This is a genomic window from Prochlorococcus sp. MIT 0701 (assembly GCF_000760295.1).
Taxonomy (GTDB): domain Bacteria; phylum Cyanobacteriota; class Cyanobacteriia; order PCC-6307; family Cyanobiaceae; genus Prochlorococcus.
Map to the genome: position 1 here is coordinate 355043 of NZ_JNBA01000039.1, position 19619 is coordinate 374661.

General features: G+C 49.7%; 23 protein-coding genes, 1 tRNA gene and 2 pseudogenes. 12 read left to right on the plus strand and 14 right to left on the minus strand.

What is annotated here, in order from left to right; all coding sequences use genetic code 11:
• Position 1: 1 nt before the first annotated feature.
• Both EV12_RS14970 and EV12_RS11995 read right to left on the minus strand, forming a co-directional pair.
• Positions 2–363: pseudogene (locus EV12_RS14970) on the minus strand (DUF6790 family protein).
• A gap of 312 nt (positions 364–675) precedes the next feature.
• Positions 676–1167, minus strand: a complete 492-nt coding sequence (locus EV12_RS11995; RefSeq protein ID WP_036915796.1) for a GNAT family N-acetyltransferase — start codon at positions 1165–1167, stop codon at positions 676–678.
• A 55-nt stretch (positions 1168–1222) separates the two neighbouring features.
• Between EV12_RS11995 and EV12_RS12000 the strand changes: the two genes are divergently transcribed.
• Together EV12_RS12000 and EV12_RS12005 are read left to right on the plus strand one after the other, a co-directional pair.
• Positions 1223–2659, plus strand: coding sequence for a glutamate decarboxylase (locus EV12_RS12000; RefSeq protein ID WP_036915602.1), 1437 nt, complete (start codon positions 1223–1225; stop codon positions 2657–2659).
• Positions 2649–3557, plus strand: coding sequence for an NADH-ubiquinone oxidoreductase (locus EV12_RS12005; RefSeq protein ID WP_036915605.1), 909 nt, complete (start codon positions 2649–2651; stop codon positions 3555–3557). Before EV12_RS12000 ends, EV12_RS12005 begins: the two co-directional genes overlap by 11 nt.
• Positions 3558–3736: 179 nt before the next feature.
• Here EV12_RS12005 and EV12_RS12010 read toward each other — a convergent pair whose 3' ends face one another.
• Positions 3737–4267: a DUF2808 domain-containing protein gene (locus EV12_RS12010; RefSeq protein WP_036915606.1), complete on the minus strand. Its 531-nt coding sequence runs from the start codon at positions 4265–4267 to the stop codon at positions 3737–3739.
• Positions 4267–5520, minus strand: a complete 1254-nt coding sequence (locus EV12_RS12015; RefSeq protein WP_036915607.1) for a glutathione S-transferase family protein — start codon at positions 5518–5520, stop codon at positions 4267–4269. Before EV12_RS12015 ends, EV12_RS12010 begins: the two co-directional genes overlap by 1 nt.
• Positions 5521–5785: 265 nt before the next feature.
• Between EV12_RS12015 and gorA the strand changes: the two genes are divergently transcribed.
• A complete protein-coding gene (gene gorA / locus EV12_RS12020) occupies positions 5786–7147 on the plus strand; it encodes a glutathione-disulfide reductase (RefSeq protein ID WP_036915608.1) in 1362 nt (453 codons plus the stop codon).
• 210 nt (positions 7148–7357) lie between these two features.
• On the opposite strand, the gene EV12_RS12025 is transcribed toward gorA, so the two are convergent.
• Positions 7358–8467 (minus strand): calcium/sodium antiporter, encoded by a 1110-nt coding sequence (locus EV12_RS12025; protein ID WP_036915609.1) that lies wholly within the window; start codon positions 8465–8467, stop codon positions 7358–7360.
• 413 nt (positions 8468–8880) lie between these two features.
• Here EV12_RS12025 and pyrC point away from each other — a divergent pair, with 413 nt between their 5' ends.
• A complete protein-coding gene (pyrC, locus tag EV12_RS12030) occupies positions 8881–9945 on the plus strand; it encodes a dihydroorotase (protein ID WP_036915798.1) in 1065 nt (354 codons plus the stop codon).
• A 133-nt stretch (positions 9946–10078) separates the two neighbouring features.
• Here the strand turns inward: pyrC and EV12_RS12035 are convergent.
• Positions 10079–10164, minus strand: a tRNA-Leu gene (locus EV12_RS12035).
• A 108-nt stretch (positions 10165–10272) separates the two neighbouring features.
• Here EV12_RS12035 and ndhL point away from each other — a divergent pair.
• From ndhL to trpA, 3 genes are read left to right on the plus strand one after another with little or no spacing between them, the layout of a single operon-like run.
• Positions 10273–10479 (plus strand): NAD(P)H-quinone oxidoreductase subunit L, encoded by a 207-nt coding sequence (ndhL, locus tag EV12_RS12040; RefSeq protein WP_413314848.1) that lies wholly within the window; start codon positions 10273–10275, stop codon positions 10477–10479.
• Complete coding sequence (locus EV12_RS12045; protein WP_413314850.1) at positions 10460–10831, plus strand: DUF3007 family protein; 372 nt, start codon at positions 10460–10462, stop codon at positions 10829–10831. Before ndhL ends, EV12_RS12045 begins: the two co-directional genes overlap by 20 nt.
• A gap of 45 nt (positions 10832–10876) precedes the next feature.
• Positions 10877–11704, plus strand: coding sequence for a tryptophan synthase subunit alpha (gene trpA, locus EV12_RS12050; RefSeq protein ID WP_036915804.1), 828 nt, complete (start codon positions 10877–10879; stop codon positions 11702–11704).
• A 134-nt stretch (positions 11705–11838) separates the two neighbouring features.
• Here trpA and EV12_RS12055 read toward each other — a convergent pair whose 3' ends face one another.
• Positions 11839–12210, minus strand: a complete 372-nt coding sequence (locus EV12_RS12055; RefSeq protein WP_011129843.1) for an AbrB family transcriptional regulator — start codon at positions 12208–12210, stop codon at positions 11839–11841.
• A 102-nt stretch (positions 12211–12312) separates the two neighbouring features.
• On the opposite strand from EV12_RS12055, the gene EV12_RS12060 reads away from it, so the two are divergent.
• On the plus strand, positions 12313–12582 hold the full coding sequence (locus tag EV12_RS12060; RefSeq protein ID WP_011129842.1) for a YciI family protein: 270 nt from the start codon (positions 12313–12315) through the stop codon (positions 12580–12582).
• Here the strand turns inward: EV12_RS12060 and EV12_RS12065 are convergent.
• Positions 12558–12935 carry a c-type cytochrome gene (locus EV12_RS12065; RefSeq protein ID WP_036915611.1) on the minus strand — a complete coding sequence of 126 codons (378 nt, stop codon included), beginning with the start codon at positions 12933–12935 and terminating at the stop codon, positions 12558–12560. The genes EV12_RS12060 and EV12_RS12065 overlap by 25 nt on opposite strands.
• Before the next feature lie 406 nt (positions 12936–13341).
• Here EV12_RS12065 and EV12_RS13315 point away from each other — a divergent pair.
• Positions 13342–13743 (plus strand): annotated as a pseudogene (locus EV12_RS13315) (Nif11 domain/cupin domain-containing protein); the annotation flags it as partial.
• On the opposite strand, the gene EV12_RS12075 reads toward EV12_RS13315, so the two are convergent.
• The 5 genes from EV12_RS12075 to EV12_RS12095 form a co-directional block, all read right to left on the minus strand.
• Positions 13706–14236, minus strand: coding sequence for a phosphate-starvation-inducible PsiE family protein (locus EV12_RS12075; RefSeq protein WP_036915613.1), 531 nt, complete (start codon positions 14234–14236; stop codon positions 13706–13708). The pseudogene EV12_RS13315 and the gene EV12_RS12075 sit on opposite strands and share 38 nt — an antisense overlap.
• A gap of 29 nt (positions 14237–14265) precedes the next feature.
• The gene (locus EV12_RS12080; RefSeq protein WP_036915616.1) at positions 14266–14550 is read right to left on the minus strand and encodes a hypothetical protein; all 285 of its coding nucleotides are present in this window, start codon (positions 14548–14550) and stop codon (positions 14266–14268) included.
• A gap of 5 nt (positions 14551–14555) precedes the next feature.
• Positions 14556–14873 carry a hypothetical protein gene (locus EV12_RS12085; RefSeq protein ID WP_036915619.1) on the minus strand — a complete coding sequence of 106 codons (318 nt, stop codon included), beginning with the start codon at positions 14871–14873 and terminating at the stop codon, positions 14556–14558.
• Complete coding sequence (locus EV12_RS12090) at positions 14873–15244, minus strand: YkvA family protein (RefSeq protein WP_036915622.1); 372 nt, start codon at positions 15242–15244, stop codon at positions 14873–14875. Before EV12_RS12090 ends, EV12_RS12085 begins: the two co-directional genes overlap by 1 nt.
• A 110-nt stretch (positions 15245–15354) precedes the next feature.
• Positions 15355–16281 (minus strand): sigma-70 family RNA polymerase sigma factor, encoded by a 927-nt coding sequence (locus EV12_RS12095; RefSeq protein ID WP_036915624.1) that lies wholly within the window; start codon positions 16279–16281, stop codon positions 15355–15357.
• A 238-nt stretch (positions 16282–16519) separates the two neighbouring features.
• On the opposite strand from EV12_RS12095, the gene EV12_RS12100 reads away from it, so the two are divergent.
• Complete coding sequence (locus EV12_RS12100) at positions 16520–16990, plus strand: DUF2214 family protein (protein WP_036915626.1); 471 nt, start codon at positions 16520–16522, stop codon at positions 16988–16990.
• 5 nt (positions 16991–16995) lie between these two features.
• Entirely contained in the window at positions 16996–17628 is a 633-nt protein-coding gene (locus tag EV12_RS12105; RefSeq protein WP_036915627.1) for a peptidase, read from the plus strand.
• A gap of 47 nt (positions 17629–17675) precedes the next feature.
• On the opposite strand, the gene hisIE is transcribed toward EV12_RS12105, so the two are convergent.
• A complete protein-coding gene (gene hisIE / locus EV12_RS12110; protein WP_036915629.1) occupies positions 17676–18344 on the minus strand; it encodes a bifunctional phosphoribosyl-AMP cyclohydrolase/phosphoribosyl-ATP diphosphatase HisIE in 669 nt (222 codons plus the stop codon).
• A 526-nt stretch (positions 18345–18870) separates the two neighbouring features.
• Here hisIE and EV12_RS12115 point away from each other — a divergent pair.
• Positions 18871–19155, plus strand: a complete 285-nt coding sequence (locus EV12_RS12115; protein ID WP_036915632.1) for a hypothetical protein — start codon at positions 18871–18873, stop codon at positions 19153–19155.
• The last annotated feature ends 464 nt before the right edge of the window (positions 19156–19619 follow it).

The following is a 19619-nucleotide window of genomic DNA, read 5'->3' on the forward strand; positions in this document are numbered from 1 at the left end:
CTTAGCTCTTTAGTCGGGTTCCTTCTTCGCAACTTAGCCACAACAAGATCATCACCAGGATTGGCATTGAAAGGTCTGTAAACAAGGTTGTTCCAACATTGGGGGGAGCGTCATTTGACTGGACAACCAGCGAATCAACATGCCCGAGCCCATCGGCGAAGAACCAGCTGGTATAGGCAACTATTGAGGCCACCAGGTAGTCACGACATCGCCGCCAAAACCACTCAACCCAAGGATGCCAATGGTGAGATTGGTGAATGCCACTTCATTCTGGGATCGGCTATTTGGCCAGCCGATCTGCTCGGCGATGAACTGGCCAAACACTATATGCATTGCGAATCCATAAAGTCCCCCTAGACCCATGACCCAAAAGGCGATCCAGAGCAGGGGTTGCTTCCGACCAGCGAATGATGTTCCCACTACGGCGAACCTGCAGGGCCCCGCATAGCAAAGCAATTAATGCGGTCCAAAGATCGATATGGCCAAAGATCAAGCGGACCAAGTGATTCATCAGATTAATTATTTTCCTCAGGATATTTGAAAAGCATATTGAGAGGTTCTTTTAGAGGGATATAGCCCAAAGAAGCAAACTTCTGCATTTCAAGATCATTTTCTAAGACTGTAAACGTCTATGGATTGATTGATCTGATCTCAATCAGTTTGATGGAACTCTTTTCAGCCAAGCTCTTTGGCGAAATGGTGAAACACAATGTTGAACCCTTGTTTTGCATAAAAGCGATGGGCTCCAAATCGCTCCACTCCTGCATCTAGATGGATCTGCCTGCAACCCGCATCCCTTGCGATCCCCTCCAAGTGGCGCAACATCTGAACTGCCAGACCCTGGCCCTGATAGGTGGGGTTGGTCACAAGATCTCCCAGATAGAAGTAGCTGCCAAGCGATAGGGAAGAAGCCAAGCGATATCCCGCCAGGACTGCCAATGAAGAGGGTTGCTTCTGATCAGTTGGATCGAAGTCTTGAAAGAGACCCAAAAGCACGTAGCCATGATCATTGCGTTGCAGCCCAAGACGGCTGATGAAATCAGCTTTGCCGAGTTTCGGATGAAGGTGGCGGATCAGGCCATAGGCCTCGTTCAACTCCGAAGGGGTGTTGAGTTCATGGATCATCAACCAACTCAGTTGTTTGTTATTGCACCTCCCATCTTGCAAGGCTTCCTTGCTCAAGCAACGTCGTTAAGGTCATACATAGACACAAGAAAAAAGCATGACCATACATCGTTCCAATCCCCGCTCTAACGATCTGGAGGAGCATGCCATTGGGGAAACCGTTGATGAATTGGTCTCCCCCTTACCCTGCGCGACTTTCCCGCAAGAGTGCCGTCCAGCCTTGACGACATTTAATTTGCTCAAGGATGAATTGTTGCTTGACGGCAACAGCAAACAAAATTTGGCCACCTTCTGTCAGACCTACGAAAGCCCCCAGGTGGCTGAGCTGATGGCCCTCGCGGTTGACAAGAACCTGATCGACAAGGACGAATATCCCCAAACCGCAGAGATTGAACGCCGTTGTGTTTCGATGATGGCTGATTTATGGCATGCCCCCAGTGAAGCTGTGGGATGCTCCACCATCGGTAGCAGTGAGGCCGCCATGCTGGGTGGCTTGGCTGCCAAATGGCGTTGGCGTGAACATCGCAAAGCGGCAGGTCAGTCGATCGATCGCCCCAACATCGTTTGCGGCAGTGTACAAATCTGCTGGACGAAATTTGCCCGCTACTGGGACGTTGAGTTGCGGGAGGTGGAGATGACCTCCGGCGAGCTCTGCATGTCTCCAGAACGAATGCTGGAGCAAGTGGATGAGAACACCATCGTTGTGGTGCCTACCCTGGGCGTCACTTATCACGGCCTGTATGAAGACGTACAAGCCATCAGTCAGGCCCTCGATGAACTGCAACAGCGAAAAGGGCTCGACATTCCTATCCATGTGGATGCAGCCAGCGGTGGCTTTCTTGCTCCTTTCTGTGCCCCTGATCTAGCTCCCTGGGATTTCCGTTTGCCGCGCGTGAAGTCAATCAACTCCTCTGGCCATAAGTTCGGCTTAGCTCCTCTGGGTGTGGGTTGGGTTCTTTGGCGTGAGTCCAGTGATCTACCGGAAGGATTGGTTTTCCATGTGAGTTACCTAGGAGGCGATATGCCCACGTTTCAGATCAACTTCTCGCGGCCAGCGGGGCAGGTGATCTCCCAGTACTACGACTTTGTCCGCCTAGGTCGCGATGGTTATCAAGCCATCCATGGAGCGAGCTATGCCAATGCTCAATACGTTGCTCAAGAACTCAAAAAGCTAGGCCCATTTGAGTTAATACATGATGGCAACCCAGCTCGTGGGATCCCCGCGGTGGTATGGACATTGCGAGCCGGCCAAGAGCTTGGTTTTAACCTTTACGACCTCTCTGATCGACTGAGATTGCGTGGTTGGCAGGTGCCGGCTTATCCATTTACAGGTGAACTTGCTGATAAAGCCTTTCAGCGGATCTTGGTAAAACGCGATTTCTCACGTGAAATGGCTGATCTCCTACTTACCGACATCCGCAACGCTATAACGCATTTCGAGAGTCATCCTGTCAAGATCAGTCTTAATGCTGCTGAAGCAGCATCTACTAATCATCTCGGCCGTTCAATGGTTGAATGCCTTGATGCGCATTGATGATGCCCCCCCATTGGGGGCTTTGAATTTAAAGCGGGAGCATCCTCCAAACCTTCAGTCGCATTATTCGAGTCCATGGGGCACGACAGCTTGGCGGGAAGATGTTCCTGTTATCGACAGACCGCATGATTTAGAAGCTCATTCACGTTGGGGGCTGTGGACAAGTCGTCGTCTGCGAAAAGGCCATGGACCGCTGGAGCAAGGAAAGTATCGAACCTTGGCTCCGAAGCATATGGTTCAAGCATTACTGCGTGGGAAAGACGTCCATCGTCTTGAAGTGCGAACGGCCGTGGCGTTCATCATTGGTCCGCTGTTGTTCGTTATTGGCAGTGTTTTGCTGATGAGCAAACTTGGCTCGGGTGCAGCGCTCTTGGCAATTGGCTCCGTTTTTTTTACGGCAGGAGGTTGGTTTCAGTTGGAACAGGCTTTGTTGGTGACCCGTGGTTTGCTCAATCGGAAGCAGCGCTGGGGCTGGTGTGGGATTTGGTGTGCGCTAACGCAAAGCATTGGCACCGTTCTTTTCAACATGGAGACATTTTCAACCTGGGGGTTGCCTACGCTGAATGGAACACCATGGCTAATGCTGGAGGTTGCTCCCAACATTCTCGGGTCCGTGCTGTTTGTTATTTCGGCGATCTTCGGGCTTCTGGAGGTGGGTCATGGCCGCCTCTTCGTCATACAGCCGCACCATCTTGGTTGGTGGGTGGCTGTTGTGAATGCACTCGGATGTCTGTGGTTTATGCAAGCAGCCATCGCTGCTATCCCTGTAGATCTATCCATAGCCACTGTGCTTGATCCTCAGGTTGCAATCAGAGCAACCTTATTGGGAGCCTTAGCTTTTACTGCTGTAGGTGTGCTGAGCCTTGCCGAGTGTAGTGAGGATGAGGTTAAGACCTGAAATTGCCTTAAGGAGGGTGTTATCTCTTTGCTGATGACCAATAAAACTTATCTTACGACATAGAAATCAACTCCTAACTAGAAAGTTAAGGAGTTTTTTTCTTCAAAGTAATATATTTCCATCTCTAGAATGCCACTATTAAGAAGATCGGTGTGCTCGTCTAAATATCCTATGGAGTTTCAGAATCGTCTTTGTGAGAAAACACTCATCTGTACAACTCCTACATTCTGGGGGATGGGATTAGGGCCCCAAGGGATAGCAGAAACCGAATACACGTACAAGCCTGCGGGTGGATTCGTCATGACATTGAAAGCCACAGTGACCTTGGCTCCGGGTGGAACAGCTTCCTGAAAGTTGATAGCGATCGATCGATTGCCGTCCTCGAAATTGGCTGATACCGGTACGGAGGGTCCAACCTGACGTGGCATTCCCAAAAATGCCTTTGGTTGAATAGGACCGTAATAGAAAGCAGGCTGAACACCGCGAATCTGTTTTAAGCTGATTCCGCCGAGACCAGCGTCTGCTCCTTGTGGTAACTCGATCACGAAATAGAACTTTGCTCCACCTTCAAATGCATAGCTGCTGTAGTTAATTAATTTTGCCTTAGTCGGCACTGCCACAAAAGATGTCTGACCATTGATCTCAAGCGCTGGCGTATGGATTGGGAACAGCAAAAACGCCGCAGCCAATGCTGAAGGGATCAGTTGCATCAGCTCGTGAGGAAAGGCTTGGGATTCTGATCAAAGCGATCGTAAATCGGAATTGGAGCTCCCATCTCAGGGCTATCGAGCTGGGCTGTTTGTTCAAGGGCTTGACGCAGCCGTCGAGCTGATATCAGTGGCATGTCTCGCGGAACTGAGATGCGATCCCTGAGGTAGCGCAATCCTCTAGCACTACCTGGATCTGGTGAGCAAGAGGCCCCTAAAGCCATTCGTGTGAGCGTGGCCCTTAAGGGTTGATCGAAGCGAATAGCTCCAAGCGGGTTGAGTTCCAAAAGTCGTTGGTGATGCTTTAACACCCTTGACAGAGCAAGACCATCTGGCCGCGTCTTTGAGTTATCGGGATCAGCCCAGCAGGTTTCCAATTCTGCAAGGCCTTCACCACAATCAATAGCTTCTGCCAGTTCTTGTTGTTTTGGATTAGGTGCAACCCAGCATCCACCCATCTGAGGCGGCAAGTCGTGGGCATGGGTATGGAAGTCACCCTGTGTACCTCGATACACCTCCAATTCTTCGAGAGCCTTAAACCACTTGTGGATGGCGGGATGTTCTTCCCGCAGGCTGAAACCTTTGTAATACGCCAATGAGGCATTCATCCTTTCGACATAGGGGATAAACACCACATCGGCGCTTCCTGGACATGGGCTGGTTGGTGTATTGCTAGCTGGATCCAGCCAAGGTCCTTGTTCTGCTGACAGCTGGTGTTCCATCATCCGAGCTTTGATCTGGAATTGTTCTCGGCAAGCCTGTTCCTGCCTCTGATTCAATCGAGCTGTGCAAAGCCACCGACACCAGGCTCCAAAAAGTTGCCGTTCCAGATCTCGCAACTTAAGGGTGCGCGGTTCCTCCAACTGATGACCTAGAGGACCAAAGGCATGCTCTAGAGCTAACAAGATCTGATCACTTTCCGTAATCAAGCGCCCATCAAGCTCGAGGGCAGGAAGCATTCCTGAAGGCACTTTTTTCTTGAACCAGGCTTCCTTTTCCCCATAGCAGCGCATGGTGACTTTGCGAATCCTGTAGGGGATCTGCTTCCATTCGAGCCAAAGCCACACCTTCTGGCAGTAGGGGCACCAGGCGTGATGGTCCCGATAAAGAGTGACCCTTAAAGCTTTTTCAGATTGCCCAAAGAGGCGCAAGGTGGCTTGGGCATTGGTGGGGCCATTGATTCGATCAGCCTCCGGCACTGTTAGCTCTGCTAAGGCCTGCCAGTCAAGAGCTTTTGTCGACGCTGCAGGAGGCATAAATCCTTGATTTGAAGCCGCATCATCATGCCTGTTTCGAGTGCCTTTAGGTGCTTAGGCAAGAGGTTCTCGATTCAAATCAAATGATCAACCATTGATGTTGGATAAGCCAAGAGTTTCGGCCAATGCTCGATTGCAGAGAATCCATAACTCGTCGTTTTGAATGAGTCATGACAGGTTTACTGATCATTGTCGTCACGATCCCTGAGTAATCCTGGCGTTGCTTTCTTAAGGAGTTGACAATGGATGCAGTGATCCTCGTCTCTTGGAGCATCCTTTTGATCTGATCGTGCTTGGCGCTGGCTCTGGTGGACTAGCCGCTGCTAAGCGAGCCGCAAGCCATGGTGCCAAGGTCGCCATCGTTGAAGGTGACCGTGTTGGAGGGACCTGCGTCATTCGCGGCTGTGTACCGAAGAAGCTGTTGGTCTACGGATCTCTTTATCGGGAACAGCTTGAAGTTGCCCCCAGTTTTGGAGTTGAGTTGAGTGATGCACACATCAATGCGGGGGTGTTGCTAGCCAATGTGCGTCAGGAGGTGGATCGTCTCAATGCTCTTCACATTGACCTGCTAGCCAAAAACGGTGTTGAGCTTGTGACGGGATGGGGGAGTTTTACGAGCCCAAACAGCGTGGCTGTCTCAAGGAACGGAGCCATCGATGCTTCACAGGAACTTCACGGCGATCACATTCTGATCGCGGTCGGTGGGCGTCCCCATCGTCCTGATATCCCAGGTGCGGAGTTGGGCTGGGTTAGCGATGACATGTTCATGCAAAGCAGCTTCCCCGACCGAGTGGTGGTGGTGGGGGCTGGATTTATTGCCTGTGAATTTGCCTGCATCCTCCATGGCCTTGGCGTCGAGGTCATCCAACTGGTGCGAGGGGATCACTTGCTGCGTGGCTTTGATCGGGAGCTCTCCACTGCAGTACAGGAGGGAATGCAGGGGAAGGGCATTGATCTTCGTTTTGGAGAAAACCCAGCCGCTCTAAAAGGCCAACCTAGCGATCTCGTCTTGTCAACCGAGAGTGGGGAACGCTTCTCTTGTGGGGGAGTTCTTCTTGCTACAGGACGACGACCCTTTTTGCAAGGACTCAACCTTGACGCTGCTGGGGTTGTTTTAGAAGGTCGACGTATTTCAGTGGATGCCAACCAATCCACAAATATCCCTCACATCTTTGCCGTAGGTGATGTCACAGACCGCATCAATCTCACTCCGGTTGCGGTTGACGAGGGCAGAGCTTTTTCGGACACTGTTTTTGGTAATAAGCGACGTCAAGTTAACCATGATCTCGTCGCTAGTGCTGTATTTAGTCAGCCTGAATTGGCGACTGTAGGACTTAATGAAGAGCAGGCGATTGAACGTTATGGGGAAAACCAGGTCAAAGTGTATCGAGCTCGTTTTCGTTCTATGGCACAAGCACTACCGAAACGAGGCCCGAGGTGTTTGCTTAAGTTAGTCGTTGAGATCAATACTGACAAAGTTATTGGCTGCCATATGGTCGGAGAGCATGCAGCGGAAATCATTCAAATGGCTGCAATTGCTGTAGGGATGGGTGCGACAAAAGCTGACTTTGATCGCACCATGGCATTACATCCCACGGTTTCTGAGGAGTTTGTCACCATGACTTAGGGAGTATTGCTGAAGATAAATTCCATAGATCCTTTTAGTTGATCACTTGCGCCATTTGAGTCGTCCAGGCAAGGCCTTAGGGGATCTGTTACGGCTCGGCAAACAATGATCTTGCCGATGTATATGTTCTGATGTTCGTGTCACATGATATCGGTATCTTCGAATCAGTTGACTCGATTAGTCTCCATCTTCAGCAGGATGTTTGCTAGATCAATCAACACGATGAGTTATTCGTTCTCTGCGCAGTTGACGCCAATACAACAAGGCTTGAAGCACTATCATAACGAGAACAATCGGTAGAACAATGCAGAGCATTGTCAATCGAAATCCATCCTGCCAAGTGGGTAGGGTGCGGGGGAGAACTTGATCGATCACATAAAAAACGTAGAGCCCTACGAGGATCCCTCCTTCAAGCCGGCTAATTCGTCCCTTGGTCCAAAAAATTGGCATGCAGGCAAGCGTGGTGAGCACCATCACAGGTAGATCTCGCTCAATGATCAAGCGATCGACTTGCAGCCCAGCCCCACCAGAGATCAAGGCACAACTACTCAGGACCAGAAGTTGATTAAGCAAGCTGCTGCCCACCACATTGCCGATCGCAAGATCTGTGCGGCCTCGTAGAGCAGCCACCAAAGATGTGAACAATTCCGGCATTGAGGTGCCAGCAGACACGATCGTGAGTCCGATGACGGTCTCACTCACTCCTAAGAGTGAAGCAGCATCGCTTGCCCCTTTAACCAGCTGGCTCGATCCGACGGTCAACAACAGGATGCCAAGCAAAAGGCGGATACAAGCTTTGATCCAACCGCCATTGGCAGTTTCGCTATTGATCTGCGGCTCAGCCTCCACCATTCCATCCGGTTCCTCACGGGCCGTACGGATTTCCCATACAGAATTGATCACGAGAGCTATCAAGAGGGCTACTCCGGCCTGCCATGTCACACGACCTGCTGAAGCCATTCCCCATACGGCTGCAGACACCGCTAGTAGCAGAGGAACATCACGTCGCACTAAACGACTCTCCACCCTGAGTGGCAGCACAAGGGCACTGCTGCCGAGCACCACCATCACATTAAAAATATTGCTACCAACCACATTGCTCATGGCCAGGGCATCGGAGCCCTTGAGCACTGAACTCACACTGACGAACAGCTCGGGGGCACATGTGCCCAAGGCCACCACAGTGAGACCGATCACAAGCTCGGGTATACCGAAGATCAGTGCAAGGGCGACGGAACCCTGCACAAACAGTTCTCCGCCCCCAAACAACAGGCCGATTCCTGCCAGCACTTGTAAAGCCGGTTCAAGGAATTGCGGCATGTGATCCGAACGGACTAAAGGGATTCTGCATCTGAACGCAAACCCTGACCCTCTCTCTCAAAAATCATGGTTGCTTGCGTAAGACGATCTTAAGGTTTTGGTCTTCATACTTGCAAGATTCGCTGTTGCTCAATCGAACTAACGCTGATTCTCAGATGTCGCTCTACTTAGAAAGCCTAACGCTGCAAAAATGCTTCTATCGATGATCTTGATTTTCGCTTCTTGCTCTTCTGCGCTGGCCAAGGCTCTCTCCTGAGAACACAATGTCATTGTCTGTTCTCAGGAATGACTGAGCCATAGCGTCGAAAACATCATTTTTGGGAGCACTTCCTGAAAGGGTGTATCACAGCAAATTTATTTTTGGGTCTTGCTTCGGTGCTGAAATCTCTACACCTCATTCTGGGTTGATGGCTTTGGATTCTTTGCCCGACCAACTCATTTTGCGTCAACCGGATGACTGGCATGTCCATCTGAGGGATGGTGCCATGCTGCATGCGGTGCTAGGCAGCACAGCTCGGGTGTTTCGACGAGCAATCGTGATGCCCAATCTCAGGCCACCGATCACGAGTGTAGAAGCAGCAAAAACCTATCGCGACCAGATTTTGGCAGCCCTTCCTGATGGTGTTCCGTTTACGCCATTGATGACGGCCTACCTCAACGAGAGTTTGGCTGCAGATGTTTTAGAGCAAGGGCATCAACAAGATGTTTTCATCGCCGCCAAGCTTTATCCAGCCCATGCCACAACTAATTCCGAGCAGGGAGTCAGTGATCTAAGAGCGATTAACTCACTTCTAGAGACGATGGAGAGAATTGGGATGCCATTGCTCGTTCATGGTGAGGTGAGCGATGTCGATATCGACATTTTCGATAGAGAAGCCTTTTTTATTGAGCACCACCTGGCACCACTAATAGCGCGTTATCCAAATCTTCGTGTAGTGATGGAGCACATCACGACCCAAGAGGCAGTTCAGTTCGTGGAAACAGGTGGAGCGAATCTGGCAGCCACTATCACTCCTCATCATTTACATATCAACCGCAATGCAATGTTTCTCGGTGGTTTTCGTAGTGATTTCTACTGCTTACCAGTAGCCAAGCGTGAACGCCATCGACTCGCCCTGCGTCGAGCAGCGACAAGTGGCAAACCATGCTTTTTCCTTGGCACTGATTCGGCACCACATCCTCGCTCTGCAAAGGAGAGTGCTTGTAGTTGTGGTGGCATTTTCAATGCTCATTATGCGATGGAAAGTTATGCCGAAGTCTTTGAGCAGGAAGGAGCACTTGATCGTCTTGAGGCCTTCTCCAGTGAATACGGGCCAGCGTTCTATGGTTTGCCCCTCAATAACACCTCAATCAAACTGATACGACGAGCTCATGTTGTACCAGCTACTTTTACCGGACAAACCAATGCAGATTCTTCTGAACACTTAGTTCCATTTCATGCTGGCGAACTGTTGGGCTGGTCTGTTTCGGTTGATTGATAAAGCACGCCTCAGAGCGCATTAATTGCACCATTGCTCGACCTGGCAATCAAGGATCCGATTGGGGTCTGGCTAGCAACTTGAATCTCTACACAAATGGGGAAAATATTTGGCTCGTTGCGATGATCACCAGTGGGGGCAGGGGGACTTGAACCCCCACGTCCTTTTCAGGACAAGCGATTTTAAGTCGCTTGCGTCTACCAATTCCGCCATGCCCCCGGCAATGGCTGGGCCAAGGCCCGCAATGGCATCCTAGATTTAACACCAAGCAGTTTACTGACAGTGTTTCTACAGGCCGTCACCAGTCCAATCTCGATCAACTCGCTGATGGTGCTCGCTGCCTATGCCTTTTTAGGTGGCCTCTATTTGGTTGTTGTCCCTTTGCTCCTCTATTCCTGGATGAACAGACGGTGGCACTGTATGGGCAAATTCGAGCGTCTAAGCGCCTACGGAATGGTGTTCCTGTTCTTTCCCGGTTTAATTCTATTCGCGCCTTTTTTGAATCTTCGCCTTAATGGTCAAGGAGAGGTTTAAACATATGACGCGTGCCAAGGTCATTCAGCTGGGCTTTCTTGTTTTGATACTCGGAGGGCTCGCTTACAGTGTATTCAGCTTTGCGGGCCTGGATAGTATTTCTGCCGGTATCGCTGCTCAATCACTTCTTGTTGTGGTTGTTGTCGGATGGACGGGATCATATCTACTTCGAGTGGTTTCTGGGAATATGACCTTCATGCAGCAACGTCGTCGTTATCAACAGGCCTATGAAAACCTTTCAACTGCTGAACTTGAGACTCGCTTCGATGCATTACCTGATGCTGAGAAAGTTTCCTTGCTGAAGGATATTGAGGATGAGAAGCCTAAGCAACAAGCCCCCTCCGACCAATAGGTTCTAGGGCGTTTGCCACCCTCACGACTTCTTCTAATGATTGCTATGGCAGATTCCTTGGCACCGAAATCCAATACACAAGCCACAATCAGCAGTCGCTTCCAACGAGTACAAGCTGAGGGACGCCTTGCACTCATGCCATTTCTAATGGCTGGTGATCCTGATCTGGCAACAACTGCTGAAGTGTTGCTCAGCCTGGAGCAATCTGGCGCGGACATGGTCGAGCTGGGCATTCCCTATAGCGATCCTCTCGCCGATGGTCCGGTGATTCAGGCAGCTGCTTCTCGAGCACTGGCTTCTGGTACGACACCAGCTCGGGTCTTGCAGATGTTGATTGACTTGCGGGGCAAACTTTCCATTCCTGTGATCCTGTTCACCTACACCAATCCATTGTTCAACCGGGGCATGGAGCGTTTCTGTGATGAAGCGGCTGAGGCTGGAGTTGCCGGTCTTGTGGTCCCAGATCTTCCACTCGAGGAAGCTGAGCGTCTTTCTCCCTTGGCTTCTGCTCGTGGACTTGATCTGGTTCTTCTGGTGGCTCCTACTACACCTGCGGAACGCATGGCAAGGATTGCAGAAAGCAGCAGGGGGTTTACCTATTTAGTGAGCGTGACGGGAGTTACCGGCGAACGTTCTGTAATGGAGGAACGTGTTGAATCCTTGGTGCAACAACTCAAATTGTCCTGTTCCAATCCTGTAGCAGTCGGATTTGGAATTTCTGGGCCTCAGCAGGTACGGCAGGTGCGAAATTGGGGTGCTGATGGAGCCATTGTTGGCAGTGCTCTAGTGAAACGAATGGCTGCTGCTGCTCCTGGATTTGTTGCTCAAGAAGCGGGTCTTTTCTGCAAGGAGCTGCGCAACGCTGCTGGATGAGTTTTAACTTGCTCATGTCTATCCTCCTGCCTAAAGACATCAACAAAAAAAGCCCTGGAGGATTTCCAGGGCTTGAGTGATTCAAATGAGGTTGGCACGATCTTGGCTGAATCTCCCTTAGCTCAAAATATGAATCAATCGTCGTCTTCGTCGCTTCCTCCAGCGGGAACTAGGCGAATCTGCTTGCGTCCAAGCTTGATTTCAAACTCATCACCAGGCTTGAGATCAAGTAAGGCTGTATAAGCCTTGCCAATCAATAGATTGCCATTGCCCTGAACAGTAGCTACGTAGCTAAGCTTGCGTCCACCCTTACCGATACCTGCAACACCAGTTATACCAAGGCTTACACCTTTAGCTTCTAGTAGAGCTTCGTAGAAAGCAGTGAAATTAAGGCGTTCTCCACCATCCTTCTTCGTGGAGACGTAGCCACAGGCGCGAACAAGATCGGATTTGCTGACATCACCCAGGTCTTTGACTTTCGTGAGGAGGTCGCTGCCGGTGAGCATGATTTGTAAAACAGAAATCTACTTCAACAACATAGCGTTTAGTTACCCATTTGTGCCATCCTTTAAGAGACAAATTTTAGCGATGAGTTTTAAGCTGCAGACATGGCACGATTTGTTCTTTGGGGTACTTACTGCGAGAACGCACTTGAAAAGCGAAGCCCTTTTCGTGAAGAACACCTCAATAGGCTTACCACTCTTAAGAAGCAGGGCATTCTGATCACTCTTGGTCCAACAGAAGGGAGCACTCATGTTTTTGGGATTTTCGAAGCCGCAAGTCTTGATGTTGTTAGGAAGCTTCTAGAGCAAGACGTTTACTGGAAGGAAGGAATATGGACCTCTCTTGAGGTTTACCCTTGGGTCCAAGCATTCTGAGCTTGAGCCCATATCCAGGCCGCCACGAGCTGATCTCCACTATCGCCGAGAACATCCTCATAGCCAGACATTTGCCCGATTCCTTCTCGAGCCACTCTGGCGATTGCTTGAGGATTATCTAGACCGTTTCGCTCTAGTGCTTTGAGCCTAAGGGTTTTGTTACGTCGAATGATATTGCCACCATTTACATGACATCCTGAACAGTGTTGCTTGAATAACGATCCTCCAGCATCGGTATCCAATGCAATGGTGCCAATAGGATGGCTCAAGAGTGTAGAGATCAGGATTAGCAATCCTGCAATTTGGCCCCCAAGTTCAAATACAAATCGCCTCAGACGAATCTGTAGATTCATGCAATCATCAGTAGTAACGCCTCAGTCTGCCGTAGTGATCTGTTTTGGTCTGCTGATAACGCTTTAACAGTTGCGTATGGGCTTGGCATCCCCGTGAAAGAGTGGACTGGGCTATCACAAAGACTTAGAGCAGATCTTCAGCCGAATCAACTGCTGTTCACTGCTCTCATAGGCTGGTTGATGTAGAGCATGGGAATAGGTTTTGAATCCTATTCAGAGGTTTGCATGGTTGAGTATTTCTATGCGTGTTGTGATGAACAAAGCTGGATGAGGCAACCAAAATTTTTCTCGCTGATGCCTTGAGCAATTTGTTTTCAGCATCATTAGTTGGCAATGAATTCTGGAGAAATGGATGGCAGAACAGGATCTGTACCGATTCCTCGACAAGGTGCAACAGCTTCAAAAAATGATTCAGTCGCTAGAAAAGGTCCCTGGCCGACGGGAGCTGCTAGCTGCTTGTGGAGATCACAACCAAGTGGTGAAGTTAGCTCGATCTTGGGGCTTTGAGATTGGACGCCGTTGGGGTGAACTTGATCCTGTCGAGCAGCTTCCTTCCGATGCCAATCTGCTAACGCGGCCATTACCTCCACAAGGACAGGAACAACAGCATCTTCTCCAAGCTGGTTCAAATTGGCGCCTAGAGCTAATTCTCTCTTGTGCTGCATCTAGTCCAGAGGGGTTCTGGTATGACCAGGCTGATCACGAATGGATTGTGCTAATCAAAGGGAGTGCACGTATGCAACTGAAAGGTCCCGATGGGTGGGTTGATCTCAGCGTGGGAGATCAGCTGCATTTGGCCCCTCACCGTCTGCATCGTGTGGAACGAACCGATCCTCACCCTGGGACAATTTGGTTGGCTTTGTTCTGGAACGAGCAGAAAGAACCGGATCAATTGTCGCTCTCTTGACCAGCCAATAAGCCCCGGCCAAAGCAATCGAGGCAATCCCCAGTCCAGCCAGTAACTGAGGTTTATCATCAGATCCTGGTGGCAACACGATCACTTTGCGCGCCACGGCTGTCAACGCTGTGACAAGCACCAGCTCAATCTGTACCACGTGGCGGCGGAGATAACTGGTGACGTTCTGAAGCACTTCAAGAGCAATCAGCACAGTTAACAGATCACCAAGAACCTTGATTAAGTCATCCCCAAGCCAGCTGTGCTGTGAATCAGCAAACAATTCACTGCCAACATTCACGATGAGCTGTGTCAATGCCGCAATGATCACAACAACGGTGATCACTGTGAGAACCTTGACTATTACTGTTTCTCCCCAATCCACTAGGTTGAGGAATGAAGGCATTGCCCGCTTAAGACGGCGCAAGGCGGATCTCAGTTATTGAAAGGATTGTAGGTAGGCCTAGCCGGGGTATCGCCGCTGGGATTCTCAATCTTGGTATCGCAGGTAATGGATCCATCCGCCTCTTCAATGCAGTCGCTGGGCACGACTTTGCTGTTTTCACCTGTACGGCTGTTCGGTCCCAGCAGCCACCCCTCCGACTGTGCCTGCAGGCTTAGAGGAGCAGCTAATTGCACACTGGCAGTCATTCCAAGGCAAGTCACAAGTAAGGGCAAACGCATGATGGAACTGTCATTCAGATCCACTTTGCCTGTCATCTGGTTCAGCTGCCGCAGTCGTCGCGAATTTCTTGCAGAAGTAGGTCTAGTTGGCTGAAAGGATCGGCATCTTTTGGGTTGTCAGATGGAGATGATGCATTCGTTCCAACCCATTCAGCTTCAATTTCACATAGACGTGCGGCCACCCGTGGTATTCCGCCCAGGCGATGTTCACGTTCCAAGACCTCAAGCAAAGCAGGCATGCGAGTCGACACAGCCTGGAGGCTTCGACGCAGGTCTGCCTGGGTACGTCCCTGCTGCTTCAACCAATCCTTCAGCAGGAGGGTCAGCTCATCTTCAACTTGACCAGACCAGCCTGACATCAGCCGCCAACTGGAAACCACCGATCCAGTTTGCGTCGGGCACGATCACGAATCTGGGGGGTCATGTGATTGCTCCAGAGGCCTACGACTGCGGTAAGTGCAACAAGGTCATCACTGAATCCTGCGACAGGGATTAAATCTGGCACCAAATCAATGGGCATGATGAGGTAGGTAAGTGCAGCGAGCATTGTGAGTCTGGCCTGTGCAGGTGTTGATGCATCCAAGAGCATTTCCATAGCTTCTAAAGCTGGCCTTGCAAGGCTTCGCCCAGCCTGACGCAACACCTTTTGAAACAGACTCTGATCAATAACGGAACTTTCCAGCACCGTTGCATCGACGGTGGTGTGAGTTGCGGTGGACTCATCAACCATGGTTTGTCGGCGCCGATGTCATTCCATTTTTACCTGATTTATGGGGATTCATAAGATGAGCACCGCCCCTGCTTGGGGCGGATTTCCTACTTTTCAGTGACGTTTATCGCTTAAAGGGTGCTTTCTACCAAACCACTCTGAATTCCTGTTTTGCGTAATTTTCGCAGTGCCCTTTGTACCACCTGCCTGCAGTATTCGCGACTGCAGCTCATATGTCGTGCAACTTCCGCGAGGGTGCGCCATTCATGAGATCCGTCGAGTCCAAAACGAAGTGTGACCACCATCCGTTCTTTAGGAGTGAGGTTCGCACGATTGAGCAAAGTCCATACCGATGCAGTCCTTTCCGCTATTTCGGCACGCTCCATAGGAGGGATCTCTTCGCTGGGAAGGAGATCCACAAGTTCTGAAGGATCAGATTTTGACTTCACAACTCCTTGAAGGCTCACTGTCACACTGCGTAATTCACAAGCAAGCAGATCTTCCACTTCGGCCATCGGCAGTCGCATGGTTTTTGCCAATTGCTCAGCAGTGGGAGGCAATCCGTTGCTCTGCATCAGTCTTGACTTTGCTGCTCTTAATTTCGTGAGCTTCTCATTCACATTTACGGGAATTCGTATCGTCCTGCTCTGGGTAGATAGTGCCCGGTTAAGCCCCTGGCGAATCCACCAATAGGCATAGGTCGAAAATCGATGGCCACGGGTTGGGTCATATTTCTCCACTGCTCTTGTAAGTCCAAGCGTACCTTCTTGAATCAGATCGAGAAGATCAAGACCCTTGCCCTGGTAGCGCTTGGCCAGATTCACTACAAGTCTTAAATTGGCAGTGATCATCTGATTTTTGGCTTTTTCTCCGCGACGAATGGTGAGGCGCTGATCATCTGAGTATTCGCATTCGGGCCCCGCTCCGCCAGCGAGATGGCAGCGATCAGTAAGCGCAACCATGGCCTGAACCTTCCGACCCATTGTGAGTTCCTGTTCAGGTGTCAGAAGTTGGTGCCGCCCGATCTCCCCAAGATAGGCACTTAAAGAACTCACCATCTAGAACTCAACTCTTAATTGAACCTAGAGCCAAAGTGTTTCCATCCTGGCTGCGTAAGGAAGAGTGCGGAATTAACTTTTTATGCGTTATTAAACAGTTTCTTCAGGATGTCGTGTTGCTTTGATTGGTGCAGCCCCCCCTCACTCCCTTCTTCTATTGAGATAGCCGTTCATTGAGCTTGATGTCGCTAGCGTCAAAGCGAATTTCATTCATCCCATCCACTTGGGAGTCCTCCTCATGCCTGAGATTGTCAACAATGCTGGAATTGCCTACGTCCACTACCTGAGCTTCATGGTTTGCTTTGCTGCCTTGGTGCTTGAGCGAAAGCTGTTGAAGGCTTCCCCAAACCGTGGAGAAGCCACGGCCATGTTAATCACTGACATCGTTTATGGCGTAGCAGGGTTGGCGCTATTGATCAGCGGCATTTTGCGGGTGTTGTATTTCGGCCAGGGAAGTGACTTTTATACTCAAAACCCTTTGTTCTGGTGGAAGGTAGGAGTCTTTATTGTTGCGGGGACTCTTTCGCTTTATCCAACTGTCACCTATATCCTCTGGGCTATTCCACTGCGCAAGGGAGAACTTCCTGAAGTGAGTTCCTCTTTAGTGACTCGCCTCGGTTGGTTCATTAACATCGAAATCATTGGATTTGCATTCATTCCCCTTTTGGCAACCCTGATGGCCCGCGGCGTCGGTCTTCCTTCTCAATAAGCCAAATGGTTCCAGATCCCTGTCCACCAGCGCAAGACGTTCGTGTTTTAAATGGTGGGCTTCAATTACCCGAATCCAGAAATGGGCTCGGGTATGTCGACAAATTAGCGACCACCAGTTTTGGTTATCCAAGCCTGCCGCATTGGTGTGTATGGGTTGAACCAAACCCCAAAGGCTCTGTTGCGGGCCACCGCTGGTTAAAGCGATGGGCCAATGCTGTTGATGCTGCATTCAATAGCTGGTCTGAAGTGATCCCAATAACGAGGGTCGCTGAGATTGAACGCGCTCATGTGATGGTGTTTAGAAAACGCCCTCCGCTGCGACAGCTCCCCTCCGGTTGGCGTGCCAGCAATGGCCGAAGTCTGCTGACAATCGTTGAGGCTCGACGCAAAAAGGCAACCCAACTTGAGCCAAAAGTGAAGGTCTTGGTTTCACCAGAACTAAGAGCGCCTGTCCTTCAAGCGACAGCCTTGCATGAGCTAGGTCATGCTTTTGGCCTATGGGGGCACAGTGATCATGCTGGCGATGTCATGGCCGTATCCCAGGGGGCATTGCCTGTCTTGACTGTTTCCCAAAGAGATCGGCTCACACTTGAGTGGATCCGTTCACAATCCACCAACTTTGGGCAACCACGTTGATGGGAATTTCACTAAAAAGAATCACTCAGTCAGCAACAGTTCAGCATTCAGCTTCGACGTGGTGCTCCACGTCTATTAGCGAGCACCTCAAGCACTTCTCTCCAGTTCACACCGTGGTGGGCAAGAGCGACTTGCAGATGAAAGAGAAGATCAGCTGCTTCATTAGCAATTGCCTTCCCATCGTCGTCTTTGCAAGCCATCACAAATTCCGCACTCTCCTCACCAATTTTTTTAAGGATGCGATTGTCACCACCTTCTAAAAGCTTGTTTGTGTAACTGTTGGTTTCGGGTGTGGTCTGGCGTTGATCAATGACCCGAAAAAGTTCACTGCAGGCATCCATCGGAGGAGGGAGAGTCAGTGAGTCTCCCTGCGAATGATGGTTTACCTCTGCGAAGAAACAGCTTCGAGCTCCGGTATGACAACTGACCAAACCGGTTTGTTCGATACTGAGTAAAAGCACATCAGCATCGCAGTCATAACGAATTCCCTTAAGGATCTGCGTATGACCGCTAGTGGCACCTTTATGCCAAAGCTCCTGGCGCGAGCGGCTCCAGTAATGAACTTCGCCACTCTTTAATGTCTGCTCCAGGGCAGTGCGATTCATCCAGGCCATCATCAAAACGGCTCCATCAAGCCAGTCTTGGGAGATCGCTGGAATCAGACCAATATCGTCAAAACAAAGTTGGTCGATGAAGGCGGGGCTGAGGGGTTGCATTCGTCCTCAAAGAGTGGAGGTGCTGCCGTGCAATCATCCCTCAGCACCAAACGAGTCATCAACTGCTTCGCTCTCGCATGACCCACCCCTCTTAAGGTCTCATAACCTAAAAGCGAATGGAGCCGTGCATCAGCATCTCGAATGCTATGGGTGCTGATTAGAAATTTCACTTCTAGCCATGACTAGGGTTCAGGATCAACAGACACCAGAGACATCAAGGGACGATGGGTGGGGTTGAAGACTGATAAGACCTACTCAAAGCATTAATTACTCAGTATCAAGCAGATAGCTTGTCTCAGGCACATCTAAAAGGGGACGATCCCAACTGCTGATAGGTTGAATTTTAATGCAGCAAGTTTAGCCAATCAACAATCAACTCTTAAAGACCAGTCCGTCGGACTTTTCAAGGTGAAGGCAGCTATCAGCAATTTGCACTTTCAGAAGAAAATAATCTAACCTCAAGCTTCTCGTCAATGAAGGTAGAGATGAGGCATCTTTTAGCGATGACTCTCGCAAGCTTGCACCTATGCTCAAAAGCACAATCAAAGAAACAAAAATAAATTTTCAACTTGCTATTGATGAAGCGAATCCAAATAGGAAAGAAGTCTTAAGATCACTTAGTGATGATAAGTATGGATTTAAAGGCAGCCTCTCCGATTATGTTGGTTTCAATGACTATATCATCGATAAAGTTCTCAATGGAGACCTTCCCGATTTATTTTCTGCTGATGCATGGCAACAAGCTACGCCGATCTTTAACTGGCAACGCATCCAAGCAAATAAATTCAATGAATTCTCGCCCTCTTCTTAGATCAGAGCAATTCAATTCTCCAGATTTCTTAACTGCTATCTCTCATGTCTTATTTGTCACCATAAAACGCCATCCAAGATATTACGACTGATCACAGATCTCAATTTTTCAAAAGAAATCTAATCTGGGTTCCCGCTGAAAAGAACTTGCCACTTGCGGCGAACAGCAAATCTCATGCTTCTTCTTGCAATCGGATTGTAGGCACCAAATTGAAAGCCTTGATCGGAAATCAATGAATACCAGTAATCATGCCGAAATATTGCCTGAAGAGTGTTTGTTCAATTAGGTATACTTTTCCAAATGAGTTAAGGGTCAAACTAAAGAGCTTTGAATCTACACTATGGAATTCAGATGAGTCTTTAGATCTTCTCTCTAGAGTCCATTCCCCGAGGAAACTCCCTGCAATAAAAAGTATTTACAATGCATTGCCTTAAAGATTGGCTTCTATTTGAACATGATTTTAT

What these genes read in the sequence shown, in the direction of transcription:
- EV12_RS12000 (WP_036915602.1), top strand. Translation starts at nt 1,223, where the DNA reads ATGACCATACATCGTTCCAATCCCCGCTCTAACGATCTGGAGGAGCAT.
- EV12_RS12005 (WP_036915605.1), top strand. Translation starts at nt 2,649, where the DNA reads ATGCGCATTGATGATGCCCCCCCATTGGGGGCTTTGAATTTAAAGCGG.
- EV12_RS12010 (WP_036915606.1), bottom strand. Translation starts at nt 4,267, where the DNA reads ATGCAACTGATCCCTTCAGCATTGGCTGCGGCGTTTTTGCTGTTCCCA.
- EV12_RS12015 (WP_036915607.1), bottom strand. Translation starts at nt 5,520, where the DNA reads ATGCCTCCTGCAGCGTCGACAAAAGCTCTTGACTGGCAGGCCTTAGCA.
- EV12_RS12025 (WP_036915609.1), bottom strand. Translation starts at nt 8,467, where the DNA reads ATGCCGCAATTCCTTGAACCGGCTTTACAAGTGCTGGCAGGAATCGGC.
- ndhL (WP_413314848.1), top strand. Translation starts at nt 10,273, where the DNA reads ATGGTGCTCGCTGCCTATGCCTTTTTAGGTGGCCTCTATTTGGTTGTT.
- EV12_RS12045 (WP_413314850.1), top strand. Translation starts at nt 10,460, where the DNA reads ATGGTCAAGGAGAGGTTTAAACATATGACGCGTGCCAAGGTCATTCAG.
- trpA (WP_036915804.1), top strand. Translation starts at nt 10,877, where the DNA reads ATGGCAGATTCCTTGGCACCGAAATCCAATACACAAGCCACAATCAGC.
- EV12_RS12055 (WP_011129843.1), bottom strand. Translation starts at nt 12,210, where the DNA reads ATGCTCACCGGCAGCGACCTCCTCACGAAAGTCAAAGACCTGGGTGAT.
- EV12_RS12060 (WP_011129842.1), top strand. Translation starts at nt 12,313, where the DNA reads ATGGCACGATTTGTTCTTTGGGGTACTTACTGCGAGAACGCACTTGAA.
- EV12_RS12065 (WP_036915611.1), bottom strand. Translation starts at nt 12,935, where the DNA reads ATGAATCTACAGATTCGTCTGAGGCGATTTGTATTTGAACTTGGGGGC.
- EV12_RS12075 (WP_036915613.1), bottom strand. Translation starts at nt 14,236, where the DNA reads ATGCCTTCATTCCTCAACCTAGTGGATTGGGGAGAAACAGTAATAGTC.
- EV12_RS12080 (WP_036915616.1), bottom strand. Translation starts at nt 14,550, where the DNA reads ATGACAGGCAAAGTGGATCTGAATGACAGTTCCATCATGCGTTTGCCC.
- EV12_RS12085 (WP_036915619.1), bottom strand. Translation starts at nt 14,873, where the DNA reads ATGTCAGGCTGGTCTGGTCAAGTTGAAGATGAGCTGACCCTCCTGCTG.
- EV12_RS12090 (WP_036915622.1), bottom strand. Translation starts at nt 15,244, where the DNA reads ATGGTTGATGAGTCCACCGCAACTCACACCACCGTCGATGCAACGGTG.
- EV12_RS12095 (WP_036915624.1), bottom strand. Translation starts at nt 16,281, where the DNA reads ATGGTGAGTTCTTTAAGTGCCTATCTTGGGGAGATCGGGCGGCACCAA.
- EV12_RS12100 (WP_036915626.1), top strand. Translation starts at nt 16,520, where the DNA reads ATGCCTGAGATTGTCAACAATGCTGGAATTGCCTACGTCCACTACCTG.
- EV12_RS12105 (WP_036915627.1), top strand. Translation starts at nt 16,996, where the DNA reads ATGGTTCCAGATCCCTGTCCACCAGCGCAAGACGTTCGTGTTTTAAAT.
- hisIE (WP_036915629.1), bottom strand. Translation starts at nt 18,344, where the DNA reads ATGCAACCCCTCAGCCCCGCCTTCATCGACCAACTTTGTTTTGACGAT.
- EV12_RS12115 (WP_036915632.1), top strand. Translation starts at nt 18,871, where the DNA reads ATGCTCAAAAGCACAATCAAAGAAACAAAAATAAATTTTCAACTTGCT.